The sequence below is a fragment of the Ochrobactrum sp. SSR genome (assembly GCF_030067775.1).
In the GTDB taxonomy this organism is placed as follows: Bacteria; Pseudomonadota; Alphaproteobacteria; order Rhizobiales; family Rhizobiaceae; genus Brucella; species Brucella teleogrylli.
In genome coordinates this window covers 986421-1002387 of the sequence record NZ_CP125971.1, presented here as the reverse complement: position 1 = coordinate 1002387, position 15967 = coordinate 986421, and the positions used below count along the sequence as shown (strand labels likewise).

Genomic DNA, 15967 nt, shown 5'->3' with positions numbered 1-15967 from the left:
TCAAATGAAAGCACTCGTTCTGGAGCGCGTCGGCGAACTCAATCTGCGGGATATCGATCTTCCAACAGAAATGGGAGCGGATGATGTGCGCATCAAACTCCACACGGTCGGTGTTTGCGGCAGTGACGTACACTATTACACCCATGGTCGCATTGGCGATTTCGTGGTCAACGAACCGATGGTACTCGGTCACGAGGCTGCCGGTACGGTGATCGAGGTTGGAGCCAATGTTTCCCATCTCAAGCCCGGTGATCGCGTTTGCATGGAACCGGGTATTCCCGACCCGCTGTCGCGTCCGTCCAAGCTTGGCATCTACAATGTCGATCCAGCGGTCCGCTTCTGGGCCACGCCGCCAATCCACGGCGTTCTGTGCCCTGTTACGGTACATCCGGCAAATTTCACCTACAAGCTGCCGGACAATGTCTCCTTTGCAGAAGGGGCGATGGTCGAGCCTTTCGCCGTTGGTATGCAGGCTGCAACACGCGCCTGCATTTCCCCCGGCGATACGGCGGTGGTCACTGGTTGCGGCACCATCGGCATCATGGTGGCGTTGGCAGCGCTGGCAGGCGGCTGCTCCCGTGTGTTGATTTCCGATCTGTCGGAAGCGAAGTTGAAACTTGCGGAAACTTATGCGGGCATTACCGGCATCAATCTGCGCGAAGTGAACATTGTGGATGCCGTGAATGAGGCAACCGAAAACTGGGGTGCCGATATCGTCTTCGAATGTTCCGGTGCTCCGGCGGCAATTCGTGATCTGTTCAAGATTGTCCGTCCCGGCGGCACGGTTGTGCTGGTCGGACTTCCGCCCGAACCGGTCCTGTTCGACGTGTCCGGTGCGACTGCCCGTGAATGCCGTATCGAAACAGTGTTCCGCTATGCCAATGTTTTCGACCGCGCGCTTGCGTTGATCGCTGCGGGCAAAGTTGATCTTAAGCCGCTGGTGTCCGGTACCTTCACTTTCGATGAATCAATTACCGCATTCGTGCGTGCCGCCGAAGGTCGCCCAACGGATGTGAAACTCCAGATCATTCTCGATACGGAGGCAGGTTGATGGCTACAGTCGAATGTCGGTCAATCCGCAAGGTCTATGGCACCCATGAGGTGATCGGGAACTTCAATCTGAGTATTCGCGATCATGAGTTCGTCGTGTTCCTCGGCCCCTCCGGTTGCGGGAAATCCACATTGTTGCGCATGGTGGCAGGGCTCGAAGACATCACCGGCGGCGATCTTCTGATCGGCGATCAACGTGTGAATGACCGCGATCCCGGTGATCGCGGTATCGCCATGGTGTTCCAAAACTATGCGCTCTATCCGCATATGTCGGTACGCGAAAACATCTCGTTCGGACTGGAACGCGCAGGCGTTGGCAAACACGCCATCGACGAGCGCCTGGCTCCAGTTGTCGATGCGCTTGGGCTACAACCCTATCTCGCGCGCAAGCCGACGGAGCTTTCCGGTGGTCAGCAGCAACGCGTGGCCATTGCACGCGCCATGATCAAGACGCCGGACGTTTTTCTGTTTGACGAACCTTTGTCGAACCTCGATGCCAAATTGCGAGGCAGTCTGCGCGTTGAAATCGCGCGGCTTCACCGCGATCTGAAAACCACCAGCATCTATGTCACCCACGACCAGCTCGAAGCCATGACCCTGGCTGACCGCATTGTCCTGATGAAGGATGGTCACATCGAGCAGATGGGCACGCCGGAGGAAATCTATCATAAGCCTGCAACCCTATTTGCAGCAGGTTTCATTGGCACACCCAACATGAATTTCTTCCAGATGCGTGCCGCCGATGGAATGCTTGGAGATGGAACGCTTCGCCTTGAAGCACCATTCTCGGTTCAGCCGGAGAATGTCACAGTTGGTATCCGTCCCGGCGCGTTTCGGCTCAGGGATACCGACGGTGCGTTCCGAGGGCAGGTGGAACGCAATGAGTTTCACGGCGAAACACGATTAGTGACATTGCGAACGGGATCGCATGACTTCAACGTCACTGTTCCATCCGGCGTGCGTCTGAGCGAAGGACAAACTGTCGGTGTCGACGTTGATGCAGCTGACCTGCACATCTTCGACACAGCGACCGGACAACGTGTTGTCGCAGCATAGAGTGATGAAGGGCGGGAGCTGCACATGTATATAGGACTTGATCTGGGAACCTCTGGCCTCAAGGGCATTCTCATCGATGACGGTCAACAAATCCTTGCGGAAGCGCGTGCGCCGTTGACGGTCAGCCGTCCGTATGATGGCTGGTCGGAGCAGCAGCCGGACACATGGCTATCGGCTGCCCGGCTCGTGCTGGAGACACTGGCGCGTCAGAGAAATTTGTCTTCTGTGCGGGGTATCGGCCTGTCAGGGCATATGCATGGTGCAACGTTTCTCGATGCGTCGGATCAGGTGCTTCGTCAATGCATTTTATGGAACGATGTTCGTGCTGCCGATCAGGCGGCTAGGCTTGATGCGATCCCGGCCTTCCGCGCCATTAGTGGCAATATCGTTTTCCCCGGCTTTACAGCACCAAAGGCGGTATGGCTTCGCGAAAACGAACCTGAGACGTTCGCAAAGGTACGAAAATTCCTGTTGCCAAAGGATTATCTGCGACTTTGGCTGACCGGAGAACATGTGTCCGAAATGTCCGATGCGGCGGGAACGAGCTGGTTCGATTGTGCACGCCGCGATTGGTCAGACGAACTTTTGTCATGGACCGGACTGGACCGCAGCATGATGCCCGCCTTGGTGGAGGGTTCCGCCATATCGGGCCGGGTGCGACCGGAGCTGGCTGCGGAACTTGGACTCTCGCTCGATGTGGTGGTTGCAGGTGGTGCTGGTGAAAATGCAGCCTCGGCCGTTGGCGTTGGCGTCGTCAACGCTGGGCAAGCCTTCGTATCGCTTGGTACGTCTGGCGTCTTGTTTGCAGCAACGGATGGCTATCGACCAAATGCCGCATCGGCAGTACACAGCTTCTGTCATGCGTTGCCCCAGGCTTGGCATCAAATGGGCGTCATTCTCGCCGCAACCGACGCTCTCAACTGGTTCGCCCAACTGGTGGGGAAAAACCCAGAAGATCTCACCGCGAATCTCGGGGCGCTTGAGGCACCAGGAAGAACGTTGTTCCTGCCTTATCTCGGCGGTGAACGCACACCGCTCAACGACGCTCATATCCGTGGCGCGTTTCTTGGGCTGGAGCATGCAACCGATCAGGCGTCCGCCACACGCGCAGTGTTGGAAGGTGTCGCTTATGCGTTGGCCGATTGCCGCGATGCATTGGCATCGACGGGCACCGAGCTAAGTTCACTCGTTGCTGTTGGCGGGGGAGCACGATCACACTACTGGTTGTCGCTGATCGCGACGGTGTTCAACACCCCGGTGTTGTTGCCCGTCAGCGGCGATTTTGGCGCGGCTTTTGGCGCAGCACGACTTGGTATGATGGCCGCGACTGGTGCCGGTGCGGAAATTGCCACGGTGCCGGAAATAGAGCGGGAGTTTTTGCCAGTCTCTGACCTGTCGGACGCATTTCGCGATAGCCACAGCCGTTATAAATTGGGTACAAAAGCGATACGTTCTATGGATTATCAGTTTCGTTGACCGCCTTTCACCAATTTTGGGTGAGCCGAAAAACTCTTAACGTTCTGCTTTGGATTGCCAATCAAAATTCGTATCACGCTTGTTTACGCGTTGCTACGACAGTCATTTTTGATCTGTGTAGCAGAACGTCAATGCGGCATGGATAGAAATAATCCTGCCCGCATGGAATGGTAGTGATTAGTTGGGAGAAGCTGTCGTTCATATTGCTGGCGAGCATTTGGATGGAGGCACGATGACGTGGAATGAAATTACCAACGGTTTTCTTGGTGAGAGTGCCGACGACAGGAAATATGTCAAACCGATGCAGACGAGGCTTTTATCAAGGTGCTGGATTATCAGGCCAGCAAATTCATCGCGGTATTTTCATCGGTAATAAGTCCGTTGATGATGCTGCCGCGGAGCGCAGACAGCAATGGTTGCACTTTCCGTTCACCGGAAGCCACGCAAATGCGTTGTCTGCTGACATTGATCTGCGGTGCGACGCTGGTGATACGCAAATTCGTGGCACCTTCGACGATTTTCCCATCGATATCAAATGCCCAACCGCAAATTTCTCCAACGCCTCCAAGCCTGTTAAGTTCAAAAAGCTCATCGCGGCTAAGAAACCCTTCTTTTGCAAGTGGCGAATCCGCCGCCAGATCGCTGATCCCGGTCACCCAGAGATCGGCAGTCGATGCTAGTTGGTGGACGCGCCTCACCGGCTCAATAGCTAGCAACGCGTCCCTTTCTTCTACCGTAGATAGGTAGAGCGGCAAAAGAAGCGGATAATGCTGTGCGCTGACTGTTTCCGAAAGCTTGATCAAGGCATCGAACGGGCTCGCCGATCCGTCAATGCCAATATGCCCCACCAGTGACACCAGTCGATGGACCGAGCCGTTGAGTGGAGAAACGCGCTGGACCGTGGCGCGCATGGTGCGGCCGGTGCCAAGCGCCATCACAATGGCAGTTCTGGACCGTAACTGCCGCTCTATGAAAACGGCAGCGGCTTCGGGGACGGTCGTTGAACCTTCCGGCCAAGTCCCTTCCGAGGGAACAACGTCGCAATAAGCTAGGTCGAATTTCTCCGACATCCTGCCTGCAAGTTCCATGCAATTTGCAATTGGATGGTTCATCCGAAACGTGATCAGCCCTTCAGACCGGCATTGTGATACAAATCTCTGTGCCGTGGGGCGTGAAACGCCCAGCATCTGTGCGATCTCGTCCTGTGTCTTGCCGGCAATATAATAAAGCCAACCCGCTCTTGCGGCATCGTCCAGTCTGGGCTTGTCATTATCGGCCATCGGCGGAAATTTCTCTCACTAGGGAAGGCAGGTCGGCAGCACGCTTTAAAATGTGATCTGCACCGGCATTAAGCAATGTTTCAGTATTGTCCAGTACCGAATAGTGGCTCCCACCGGTAAATCCGACAGCTGTCATCCCCGCTGCCTTGGCAGCCTTCACGCCGCTGGGGCTGTCTTCGACAACGACGCATCGTCGGGCCGACACCCCCATCTGTCTGGCCGCATAAAGAAAGAGGTCAGGAGCAGGCTTGCCGTGTTTAACCATCGTTGTACTGAAGATACTGCCTTCGAAAAGTGGCAGTAGACCTGTTTGCCCCAATGATATCTGAAGTCGTTCCTCATCGCTAGATGAGGCGACGCAGCGGGGCAGTGGTATAGCTTCAATCGCCGAACGAATTCCATCAACGGCAACCAGTTCCTGTTCAAAGCGCGTAAAAAGATACTCTCGCCAGCTCGAAACAAATGTGTCGGGGAGTGGCTTGTTCATTTGTTCCGTAAAGGCATCGGTCACTGCCGACGCCGGGCGTCCTAGGAAAGTCCGCAATGCATAGTCGAGGTCCGTAGGTACGCCGTGCCTGCTCAGCACATCGGCCACTGCGCCGCAGCTGATGATCTCGCTGTCGACCAGCACCCCGTCACAGTCAAAAATGACCAGATCGAATGCTAGCGAGGCGGGGTTCATTTGGGTGATATCCATCAAGCGACTCATGAGAAAATGATTGATATGTGAGCGTATGATAAAACCGGCGTGTTTGGAAGAGCAATATCGCCTTGCGTTCTAAACGCGAATATATTCACCTTAGAGAGCAGGATAAGTAATCATTTTGACGCTTCAATTATGGGCTGGACAAACGATTATCAGAGCGTATGCTCAACATAAGAGCACTTGATCGAGACGGGAGGATACGATGAAGCGTCTTTTAGTGGCTTCCTTAATGCTGGGCTGTTCGATGCTGTCCAGCATAACGGCTGAGGCAAAAACGCAGATCGAATTCTGGCATGCGATGGGAGGCGTGCTCAATGAGCGCGTGAATGAACTCTCGAAGAAGTTCAATGAATCTCAGGATGAGTATGAGATTGTCCCGGTCAATAAGGGCAAATACGAAGAGCTTATCAATGCGATGATTGCAGCCTATCGCGCGAAGCGCGCGCCGGTCATTGTGCAAACCAATGAGCGCGCATTTTTGACCATGCTGAACTCATCGGCAATAATACCCGTCGCCGATCTGATGGCCAAGGAAGGCTACAGTATCGACTGGAGTACGGTGATTGCACCAGTTGCCGCTTACTATAGTGACAAGGGCAAGTTGCAGGCTCTGCCATTCAACTCGTCAACGCCAATCCTTTGGTACAATCAGGATCATTTTAAGGCCACAGGCTTTGAAAAGCCAGCTGATAACTGGGATGAGCTGACACAACAGTTGCACGCGATCCATGACAAGGGCATTTCGAAATGTGCCATGGTTTTGCCGGGCGACTATGAGTGGAGCTTTCTCGAAAACTACGCTGCCGTGAACGACTACCCCTATGGCACAAAGCGCAATGGCATTGACGGCATCGATACCGAGTTTGTCTTCAACAAGTCTCTGACCCGTCAAGTGGAGCGCATGCATGACCTTGTTTCGAGCGGGGTCATGGAGATCGCTGGACAGGGAATTCAGCCGGTTCAGCTGTTTACTTCAGGCACCTGTTCGACGATTATTGCATCGACTGCGTCTCATGCCGCAGTGGAGGCTTCAGCAACATTCCCGTGGAATGCGACTTTTCTTCCCCATGAAAAAGACAGAACAGCACATAACAGCGTCATCGGTGGCGGCGCTCTATGGGCAATGAAGGGTCATTCTGATGATGAATATAAAGGTGCTGCCGCTTTCTTCGATTTTCTAGCAAAGCCGGAAATTCAGGTGTGGTGGAGCAAAAACACCGGCTATGTTCCCGTTACGACGACGGCCTATGAAGCGCTGAAAAGCGAAGGCTATTTCGAGCAGCATCCCACCCGCGCCATCGCGATTGAACAGCTTATGCGCAAGCCAAACTCCGATAATTCGCTGGGCTTCCGCTTCGGTAACTCCAATCAGGCCAATATCTTCATTATGGAAGAAGTGATGGCCGCCTCACTGGGGCAGAAGCCGGTACAGGAAGCGTTAGATTCCGCTGTCACGCGCGGCAACGAAGTGCTTCGCCGCTTTGAAAAGCTAAGCGCAGGAAAATAAGGCAATGAAAGCACAAGGTGGAGGTGCTTTCCGTCTGCGCTCCCCTTTGGGGGAGCGGCAGGAAAGCGGCCTGAAGCGCGCGCACTTTCGAGAATGGAAAACGCCAGTCCTATTGCTGGCGCCACAAATGCTCGTCTTGCTGTTTTTCTTCTTCATTCCGTCATTCAGGGCGCTCATCCAGGCGTTTCAGCTCAATGATCCTTTTGGCGGTTCAGTGCAATGGGTTGGTTTCTCGAACTTTGCGGCATTGCTCGCCAGCCCGTCCTATTGGATGTCGGCCAAAATGACGCTCTGGTTCACGCTGGCGCAGAATGCAATCACGCTTTCGGTTGCGTTGCTGTTTGCTTTCGCGACCAACCATGTCATTCGTGCTCGTGGCGCTTATCGTACGATCCTGCTGCTTCCTTATGCTATCGCTCCAGCAGTTGCGGGCATAATGCTGGCATTTCTGTTCAACACCCGTGTCGGACCCATCGCGCAAATACTGCACATGCTGGGTATCGGTTGGGACGCCACGAAGAACACTACCGATGCGATGACCCTCATTATTCTTGCGGCATCGTGGAAACACATTTGCTACAATTACATATTTCTCGTCGCCGCCCTGTTGGCCGTTCCGCGTTCGATCCTGGAATCTGCCGCCATCGATGGAGCGGGACCCATTCGACGGTTCCAGCGCATTTCCCTGCCAATGATCGCGCCGACGCTGTTCTTCCTGATTGTCATCAACTTCGTCTACGGCCTGTTCGACACATTTGCGATTATCGATGCCACCACACGTGGCGGACCGGCAGGGGCGACTTCGATTCTCGTCTATAAGGTCTATCAGGATGGCTTCGTCAATTTGGACATGGGCTCGTCTGCTGCGCAGTCGGTCATTTTGATGATCCTCGCTCTTGCCCTTACATTCGCGCAATTTCGCCTGGTCGAACGGCGCGTCAATTATGCGGTGTAAATAATGAACGAACGCACACCGATATTGGACGTTGTTTGCCATGCGGTTCTCATAATCGGCATCGTGTTGGTTTGCCTGCCACTTTATTTCGTGGTGGTCACGGGTTCGCTGAGCCAGGAGGATGTGTTGAAAGTCCCGATGAGTTGGCTGCCGGGCGATCAGTTTTTGATCAATTCACTGGAAGTTCTGACAACGATCAATTTCGGACAGCTATTGTTGAACACGGTTATTGTGGCCCTCGGAATTACTGTCGGAAAACTGGCTTTGTCGGTGCTTGCCGCCTTTGCAGTCACCTATTTCCGCTTTCCGTTCCGAATGACCGCCTTTTGGCTGATATTCATATCGATGATGCTGCCGATTGAGGTGCGAATTGTCCCAACCTATGAATCAGCAGCCAATATGGCGCTGCCGCTGAATATCATCTTTGCTTGGTTGGGCATTTCGGTCGAGCTGAACTGGAACATGGTGAACACCTATCCTGGACTTATCCTGCCGATCATCGCTTCAGCAACGGCAACATTTTTGTTCAGGCAGTTCTTTCTGACAATTCCTGACGATCTGTGTGAAGCCGCGCGGATTGACGGCGCCAAGCCGATGCAATTCTTCTTCTGCATTCTGCTTCCACTTTCCCGGTCGAATATCGTGGCATTGTCGATCATTCTCTTCCTGATGGGCTGGAACCAGTATCTGTGGCCGTTGTTGATGACGACAGACCCCAATATGGCGACCGCCGTTGTGGGTTTGAAACAGGTTATGCCGCAGTCGGATGGTCTTCCGACATGGCACCTTCTCATGAACGCCTCGCTTTGGACCATGCTTCCGCCCGTGCTGGTGATCCTCATCATGCAGCGATGGTTCGTGAAGGGTCTCGTCGACAGCGGCAAATAGGGAACAATTGGAGAATACAAAAATGGTGAAGATCATTGGTCATCGCGGTGGGCGTAATCTGTGGGCCGAAAATAGTATCGCAGGCTTTCAAAACCTGCTCGCTTTCGATGTCGATGCAGTGGAACTCGACGTACATTTGAGTTCCGATGGTGTGCCGGTTGTGATCCATGACCCGTTGCTCGACCGTACCACCAATGGCAGAGGACCTGTTCAGGCGCAAAGTGCCGAAGCGCTTGGAAAAGTCCTCTTGAACGACAGCCGCGGTCAAACCGTACCCACTCTAGCGGATGTTCTGGATATCTTTGCTCTCACCCAGCTGGAGCTTGAGCTGGAGATCAAGATTGATGAGCGGGGAAGACCATATCCCAGTATGCCCGAAAAGATCATTACCCTTGCTCAAGAGCGCAATATGCTGGATCGTGTCTTCCTCACCTGCTTCGTGCCGGAAGTACTGGAAGATATCCGCATGAAATTTCCAAACCAGCAGTTGCTGATGTCGATTGACCGGCGCTCGGCGGAGTTTTTCGGTGGATTTGAAAAAGTGCTGAAGCGTGGCAACGATGTTGCAACGGTGTTGGCTTTTGAGAAGAGCTTGCTGGAGATTGTATTAGACCAATGTGTGTCTGAGGTTGGGACACCAAGGCTTGGATGTTGGGTACCAAATACCGAAACTGAGCTTGAATATTGGTTGAGAAAGCCTATCGGACAACTGACGACTGATCGGCCCGATCTTGCAGTTCTCGTCGCCGGTCGGCAGTCTTCGCCGGTCAATCGGCAGAAAGGGTGACTTCATGGCCTCGGTCGAACTTCGTTCAATTCACAAATCCTATGGCAATGTGGAAGTCATTCCAAGGATCGATCTTTCGATTGCAGATGCTGAATTTGTTGCGCTTGTCGGACCTTCGGGATGCGGTAAGTCGACTTTACTGCGCATGATCGCAGGTCTTGAACAAATCACATCCGGTGATCTTCATATTGGCAACAGGAATGTAAACCATGCTAATCCTAGTGAGCGCGATGTTGCCATGGTTTTCCAGAACTATGCGCTTTATCCGCATATGTCTGTCTTTGACAACATAGCGTTCAATCTTCAACTTGCTGGCCGCCCGAAAGCGGAAATTCGGGATCGGGTCGGTGAAGCAGCTCGGATGCTCGATCTGACGGCCCTATTGGACCGCAAGCCGCACCAGTTGTCGGGAGGCCAGCGCCAGCGCGTTGCAATGGGGCGCGCCATTGTGCGAAAGCCTTCTGTCTTTCTGTTCGATGAGCCGCTTTCCAATTTGGATGCAAAATTGCGCGTCTTGATGCGAGCAGAGATCAAGGAACTGCACCAGAAGGTGAAGATCACGTCGATCTATGTCACGCATGATCAGATTGAGGCGATGACACTGGCCGATAGAGTGGTGGTGCTTAACAAGGGGCGAGATCGAGCAACAAGGCACGCCAATGGAACTTTACACAAAACCTGCCAATATCTTCGTCGCAGGCTTCATCGGTTCGCCAGCAATGAACTTTCTTGATGCGACGATCGAGCATAGTTCAGCAGGTGCCGCTATACGTTTGGCAAGCGGTTCGAAACTGGAAATGTCCGACAGCGACACCGATAGAAGCGGCAAAGTTGTGCTAGGTCTGCGTCCTGAACATGTGGAAGTCAGGCGCGATGGCGGCATTCCGGCGAAAGTGCGTTTGATCGAGCCAACCGGTGCACAAGCACATGTTGTTTTTGAGGTCGGATCCGAGAAATTGATGGCTGTGGTTGGCAGCGAAATGTCGCTAGCAGTGGGCGATGTCGTCGAACTGGGTATCTCATTCGAACGGATGCATCTGTTTGATCCGACCAGTGGTGCTCGCATCAATTGATGACTGTTATCTGGACTTTGCGATAATTCGACTTTTTGAGATCCGTTATATGACTGCTCTTTCTTACTCACTTCAAAAATCACGTCATCTTGAATATTGGCCATGGAGTTTTGGGTAAGTACGGACAGATTAATAGGTTGGTTCAACCGGCCGATAACGCAAAGCATTTTTCGACAGCCTGCTTGATTGCCAGTCAGTATCTGGTTATCCTTGGAGGAACGTGGCGCGAGAAATCGTGCGCTGCATCCTTCTGAAGCTATTATGGACGCGATTAAGGCCCGCCTGACCGAGGCGTCAGTAGAAGATTCGGTTTTGCTATCGGATCTGCTTTCTCGGCTCGATGCCATCGAACATTAAAGAGCCCAAGCGATGAAACTGACGTGCTTTTCCAAACGTAACAGGCAATCCGTGGTGCCATAGGCTAAAAGACCCTAATGCCAACTTACCGCTTGTTTTTCAACGGAACTTCCTCAAGAGCAAGCCGATAGGACGTGCCGTCTTTCCAACCGTCGGCCGATGGATCGGGTGGCGGTGCTGCTTGAGCAAGGTCAACCCTGGTCCGCTTCAAAGAGGCCGTGTTGGTTTCCAGTTGCGTGTCCCGTTTACGTAGCATGCCTGCATCAAGTTGCCCATCGGCAGTAAAACCCATCATCAATTGCGGAATACCGAGCGGAATAGAGGAATTTTCATCTATCTGCCATGTGTGCCATGTTTTGCCATAGGTAGATACGAGCCCGGCAATCGCCGTATGCTCAACCGTTTCAGGGATACCGGGCATAATAAGTTCGCCTGAAGTCGTTTCATGGCGATGACTGTGCCATAGCAGCTTCTCTTTTTCCGGCAGGGTTTTAAACAATCGCTCGGAGACGATATATTCAATTCCGATTAGACGCGAGCCGGCCTTATTTCCGTCGTAGATCACACACTGGAAGAAGTCCTCGTTGATATGCGTGCAATAATGATGCGCTTCGACCTGTCTGCCCATATCATCAGCATAAAAATGGAAGCCGTTCAGATACATATTAATCGCGCTGATCGGACTATCATCCTGCAGGAGATCAGCACCCAACTCCAGCGCGTGACTTTTCATAGATTTTTTGTCGCCCGCGATTGGATCGCCTTTTTCGGTCGATTGCTCTGCAAAAGCAGAAACGCAGCCACAGCTTAGGAAGTAAGCGCTGTTCTATTCGCACGTTGACCAAGCGCAGTGGGGCGTAACGATGCCTTTCCACTTGGACGTGGTGGCAACAATGCACCGATAGTGGACTTCAGGCTTCTCTATACATCTCCACCTTGGTTAGACAGGTCACGCTATCCCGAAAAAAGGTTGCGGTGTGCGCGCCGCCTGTTTTATCCTGAGGTGCTGGCAAGGAGAATCATATGCCCAGCAACCTTCCTAAAACACATGAGAGTTTCCTGAATCAGGTCTGCGACGCGGTCGCAGTCGACGAACGGCTTAACGCACTTCTGATCGGCGGGTCGTACATTCACGGCGGGTTCGACGAGAATTCCGACCTGGACTTCGTCATCGTCGTCAATGACGAAGATTATGAGGACGTCATGGCCACGCGCTTGGCTTTCGCGAAGACCCTTCCTGGTCTTGTCAGCGCTTTCACCGGCGAGCATGTCGGGGAGCCGCGTCTTCTGATCTGCCTCTATGGTCCCCCGCTCCTGCATGTCGATCTGAAATTTATCCTGGCATCTGATCTCGACCGCCAAATCGAGCGACGGGCGATTTTGTTCGCCCGGAAGCCGGCCGAGATGGCGGCCCGTGTTCAAGCCGGAGAGGTCGAGTGGCCCAACCATTCATCGGACTGGTTTGAAGCACGGGCCTGGATATGGCTGCATTATGCGGCCACCAAGCTTGCCCGTGGCGAACTCTACGAGGCAATAGGGATGCTTGCATTCTACCGGGAACAGGTTCTCGGTCCGCTACTTTACCGCCGTGCAGGCAAAAACCAGCGGGGTGTCAGACGCCTCGAGACGCTGGCATTGGACGAACAGGGAATGCTTGCCGCAACCGTGGCCACGAATGACGCTGCCTCCGTGAAAAGAGCGATAGAGGCATGCATTGCCATATATATGGACCTGAGAGCCGATGACCCGCCGTCACTGCCGACAGAAGCAATGCCTAAACTGCTGCGCGACTTTATCGATAAGGTAAACTCCACCGGCGAGGTTCGCACCCGATGACCCAGGCAGCGACGGGCACGTCTCGACGTTTGTCTCTCGTGTCACTCCTGGTGCGCGACTACGACGAGGCGATCTCCTACTATGTCGGCAAGCTCGGCTTTCGACTTCTGGAGGACACGAGGTTATCAAGTGAAAAGCGGTGGGTCGTCGTCGGCCCTGGAGGCGGTCAGGCCTCCCTGCTCCTCGCCAAGGCCGTTGGCGAACAGACCGACGCTATCGGGCGACAGGCGGGCGGCAGGGTGTTCCTTTTCCTGGAAACGGATGACTTTGCCCGTGATCATGCTCGCTACTTGGAGGCGGGTGTCACTTTCCGCGAACAGCCAAGAGTGGAGGCTTACGGTAAGGTTGCCGTATTCGAGGACTTATACGGCAACCCGTGGGACCTGATCGAACCAACTATGTCCTACGCCTTTTGATTCCAAAGTGAGCTGACAGCTTATCGGCTGTCAGCTCGCTTCGGGTCTGCTCCGTCATGAGTAACTCCACGGCATCAGCACATCGATTCGGCTCTGCTTGTGGCCGCTGACGATGGCGGTCAGCGTAGCAGTCAGATAGGCAAACGGATCAACCGAATTGAGTTTGCAGGTCTCGATGAGGGAGGCGATGGTCGCCCAGTTCTCCGCTCCCGCGTCATGTCCGGCAAAGAGAGAATTCTTACGGTTCAGAGCTATCGGGCGGATGGTTCGCTCGATGCTGTTGTTGTCGATCTCGACGCGACCATCGGTCAGGAAAACACAAAGCCCATCCCAGTATTTGGCGATATAAGCGAGTGCTTCGCCGAGCGGCGACTTGCCAGAGACGCGGGCACGATGATGCGTCAGCCAGGTCCGCATGTCGGCGACCAATGGCGCTGACCGTGCCTGCCTTCCGGCCAAGCGGGCGTCGGCGTCGCGACCGCGCAACGCTGCTTCGATGCGATAGAGGTCGCCGATCCGCTTCACGCCTTCCTCGGCAATTGGTGCCGAGCCGGTGCGGGTGATCTCGACCAGCCTGCGCCGTGCGTGAGCCCAACAATAGGCGAGCTGGATGTCGGGCCCGGCGCGTCCCGGTGCGAGCAAGCGGTTATAACCCGCGTAACCATCCACCTGAAGGACGCCTGTAAACCCTTGCAATATCCGTTCGGCATGCTGGCCACTGCGACCCGGAGCATAGGTGAAGGCGACGCCTGGCGGAGCACCTCCACCCCACGGTCGGTCATCGCGAGCCAGCGCCCAGAAGTATCCGGTTTTGGTTTTGCGAGAGCCGGGATCGAGGACCGGCGCACGGGTCTCGTCCATGAACAGCTTGGTGGACCGCTTCAGGTCGGTGATCAGAGCGTCGAAGACCGGGCGAAGCTCGAATGCTGCCCGGCCGACCCAGTCGGCGAGCGTGGAGCGGTCGAGATCAACGCCCTGGCGACTCATGATCTGGGCCTGTCGGTAAAGCGGCATGTGATCGGCATATTTGGAGACCAGCACATGCGCGATGGTCGCCTCCGTTGGCAACCCGGCGTGGATCAATCTTGCAGGCGCTGGAGCCTGGGCAACGCCGTCGGTGCAGGTACGGCACGCATACTTGGGACGACGAGTAACGATGACGCGGAACTGCGCCGGGATGACATCCAGCCGCTCGGAGGCGTCCTCGCCGATGCAATGCAGACCGCCGCCGCAGGCGCAGATCAGGCTTTCCGGTTCGATGATCTCCTCAACGCGAAGAAGATGGGCGGGCAGAGAGCCGCGATTGGCGGCACGGAGTTTAGGCTGCGGCTTCCCAGAGGCGCTATCGGCTTCATCTTCGGCATGGATGGCCGCAATAGCGGTTTCCAGGTCCTCCAATGCGAGGTCGAATTGCTCGGGATTGGCCTTCTCGGATTTGCGGCCGAAGGCGGCCAGCTTGAATGCGGCAACCAGCTTCTCCAGCCGCTCGATCCGGTCATCCTTGCGAAGTTCACGCGCTTGCGCCGCGATCAGCATCGCCTTCAGCGCAGCAACATCATCGGGAAGATCGGCGGCGTCTAACATGATCGAAGTCTATCAAAATCAGCGTCGCTTCGCCGTTGGAATTTACCGCCCGAGTCATAGTGCCGCATCTATTCGATGGTGTCCGGCGGTCTCGCCTCTACGGAACGGACGCGACGCCAATCAAGGCCTGCAAACAACGCTTCGAATTGGGCATGGCCCAGCGTCATCAAGCCGTCCTTGATACCCGGCCAGGTGAAGGTGTGTTCCTCCAGCCGCTTGTAGGCCATCACCAGACCGCTGCCATCCCAGTAGATCAGCTTCAATCGATCCGCTTTCCGGGACCGAAACACGAAGACCGTCCCTGTGAACGGGTCCTTGTGCAGTTCGTTCTTGACCAGCGCCGCCAGACCATTATGGCCCTTGCGGAAATCTACCGGCTTTGTCGCCACCATGATCCGGACGCGGTTCGATGGAAAGATCATGACGGGACCGCGCAGGCACGCGCGACAGCGGCGATGCGCTCGGCAGACGCACCTTCTTCCAGCCGAATGATGACGGACCCGACGATGATCTCGGGACGGCTGGTCTTTTTGATCGGCGGTTCCGAAACAGGTGCAGCAACTATGACCGCTGCGAACTCCACCGCATCCCCAGGTGCAGGCAAAACCAACTTGCCCTGCCGCGCCATCGTTCGCCAGGTGGAGAGGTGGTTCGGCTTCAGGCCATGTCGCTCTGCGACTTCATTTACCAGCGCTCCGGGCCGAAGACTTTCCGAAACGATCTGTGCTTTAACGTCATCCCGCCAGTGCCGGTGAAACTCACGTCCAGACTTCCTGGTCGTGAGAACCTCCAATGTACTCTCCATGGAGAAACTCCCGTTGCTCGTCCATGGATAGGCGATCACAGATCAGGTCCGTAAGGACAACGTGGGAGCGGAACACCGGTTACCTTAGGAAAGCCGCAGCCGACCCTGCAAGTCCGACAAACCCGCGACGGTTCGGACGAATAATCCGTGTTGACATCGAAAGTCTCCTTTTTAACGAAGTCTTCCTAAGC

The 15967-nt window shown here is 54.7% G+C and carries 15 protein-coding genes and 1 pseudogene; 10 read left to right on the top strand and 6 right to left on the bottom strand.

Annotation, left to right across the window (positions count from 1 at the left end):
• Positions 1 to 4 precede the first annotated feature (4 nt).
• Genes QLQ11_RS22175 through xylB form a run of 3 tightly spaced genes read left to right on the top strand, consistent with a single transcriptional unit; the run spans position 5 to position 3582 of the window.
• On the top strand, positions 5 to 1051 hold the full coding sequence (locus QLQ11_RS22175; protein ID WP_171319512.1) for an NAD(P)-dependent alcohol dehydrogenase: 1047 nt from the start codon (positions 5 to 7) through the stop codon (positions 1049 to 1051).
• Positions 1051 to 2106, top strand: coding sequence for an ABC transporter ATP-binding protein (locus tag QLQ11_RS22170; protein WP_171319513.1), 1056 nt, complete (start codon positions 1051 to 1053; stop codon positions 2104 to 2106). The genes QLQ11_RS22175 and QLQ11_RS22170 overlap by 1 nt, the downstream gene beginning before the upstream one ends.
• Positions 2107 to 2130: 24 nt before the next feature.
• Positions 2131 to 3582, top strand: a complete 1452-nt coding sequence (xylB, locus tag QLQ11_RS22165; protein ID WP_171319514.1) for a xylulokinase — start codon at positions 2131 to 2133, stop codon at positions 3580 to 3582.
• Between the two features lie 335 nt (positions 3583 to 3917).
• Here the strand turns inward: xylB and QLQ11_RS22160 are convergent, their stop codons facing one another.
• The gene (locus QLQ11_RS22160) at positions 3918 to 4862 is read right to left on the bottom strand and encodes a sugar-binding transcriptional regulator (RefSeq protein WP_283735392.1); all 945 of its coding nucleotides are present in this window, start codon (positions 4860 to 4862) and stop codon (positions 3918 to 3920) included.
• A complete protein-coding gene (locus QLQ11_RS22155) occupies positions 4852 to 5559 on the bottom strand; it encodes an HAD family phosphatase (RefSeq protein WP_235943014.1) in 708 nt (235 codons plus the stop codon). Before QLQ11_RS22155 ends, QLQ11_RS22160 begins: the two co-directional genes overlap by 11 nt.
• Positions 5560 to 5770: 211 nt before the next feature.
• On the opposite strand from QLQ11_RS22155, the gene QLQ11_RS22150 reads away from it, so the two are divergent.
• From QLQ11_RS22150 to QLQ11_RS22130, 5 genes and pseudogenes are all read left to right on the top strand, one after another.
• Positions 5771 to 7075, top strand: a complete 1305-nt coding sequence (locus tag QLQ11_RS22150; RefSeq protein WP_283735395.1) for an extracellular solute-binding protein — start codon at positions 5771 to 5773, stop codon at positions 7073 to 7075.
• Between the two features lie 4 nt (positions 7076 to 7079).
• Positions 7080 to 8030, top strand: a complete 951-nt coding sequence (locus tag QLQ11_RS22145) for an ABC transporter permease subunit (protein ID WP_171319517.1) — start codon at positions 7080 to 7082, stop codon at positions 8028 to 8030.
• A gap of 3 nt (positions 8031 to 8033) precedes the next feature.
• Entirely contained in the window at positions 8034 to 8918 is an 885-nt protein-coding gene (ugpE, locus tag QLQ11_RS22140) for a sn-glycerol-3-phosphate ABC transporter permease UgpE (RefSeq protein WP_171319518.1), read from the top strand.
• Between the two features lie 22 nt (positions 8919 to 8940).
• Positions 8941 to 9705, top strand: a complete 765-nt coding sequence (locus QLQ11_RS22135) for a glycerophosphodiester phosphodiesterase family protein (protein ID WP_171319519.1) — start codon at positions 8941 to 8943, stop codon at positions 9703 to 9705.
• Between the two features lie 4 nt (positions 9706 to 9709).
• Positions 9710 to 10778, top strand: a pseudogene (locus QLQ11_RS22130) (ABC transporter ATP-binding protein).
• Between the two features lie 442 nt (positions 10779 to 11220).
• Here the strand turns inward: QLQ11_RS22130 and QLQ11_RS22125 are convergent.
• Positions 11221 to 11868 (bottom strand): OBAP family protein, encoded by a 648-nt coding sequence (locus QLQ11_RS22125; RefSeq protein ID WP_171319521.1) that lies wholly within the window; start codon positions 11866 to 11868, stop codon positions 11221 to 11223.
• A gap of 290 nt (positions 11869 to 12158) precedes the next feature.
• On the opposite strand from QLQ11_RS22125, the gene QLQ11_RS22120 reads away from it, so the two are divergent.
• Together QLQ11_RS22120 and QLQ11_RS22115 are read left to right on the top strand one after the other, a co-directional pair.
• A complete protein-coding gene (locus QLQ11_RS22120) occupies positions 12159 to 12971 on the top strand; it encodes a nucleotidyltransferase domain-containing protein (protein ID WP_171319522.1) in 813 nt (270 codons plus the stop codon).
• Positions 12968 to 13387, top strand: a complete 420-nt coding sequence (locus QLQ11_RS22115) for a VOC family protein (protein WP_171319523.1) — start codon at positions 12968 to 12970, stop codon at positions 13385 to 13387. Before QLQ11_RS22120 ends, QLQ11_RS22115 begins: the two co-directional genes overlap by 4 nt.
• Before the next feature lie 54 nt (positions 13388 to 13441).
• On the opposite strand, the gene QLQ11_RS22110 is transcribed toward QLQ11_RS22115, so the two are convergent.
• The 3 genes from QLQ11_RS22110 to QLQ11_RS22100 form a co-directional block, all read right to left on the bottom strand.
• Positions 13442 to 14971 carry an IS66 family transposase gene (locus tag QLQ11_RS22110; protein WP_121539284.1) on the bottom strand — a complete coding sequence of 510 codons (1530 nt, stop codon included), beginning with the start codon at positions 14969 to 14971 and terminating at the stop codon, positions 13442 to 13444.
• Positions 14972 to 15039: 68 nt separating this feature from the next.
• A complete protein-coding gene (tnpB, locus tag QLQ11_RS22105; RefSeq protein WP_147438021.1) occupies positions 15040 to 15393 on the bottom strand; it encodes an IS66 family insertion sequence element accessory protein TnpB in 354 nt (117 codons plus the stop codon).
• Positions 15390 to 15776 (bottom strand): transposase, encoded by a 387-nt coding sequence (locus QLQ11_RS22100; RefSeq protein WP_283735396.1) that lies wholly within the window; start codon positions 15774 to 15776, stop codon positions 15390 to 15392. The genes tnpB and QLQ11_RS22100 overlap by 4 nt, the downstream gene beginning before the upstream one ends.
• Between the last annotated feature and the right edge of the window lie 191 nt (positions 15777 to 15967).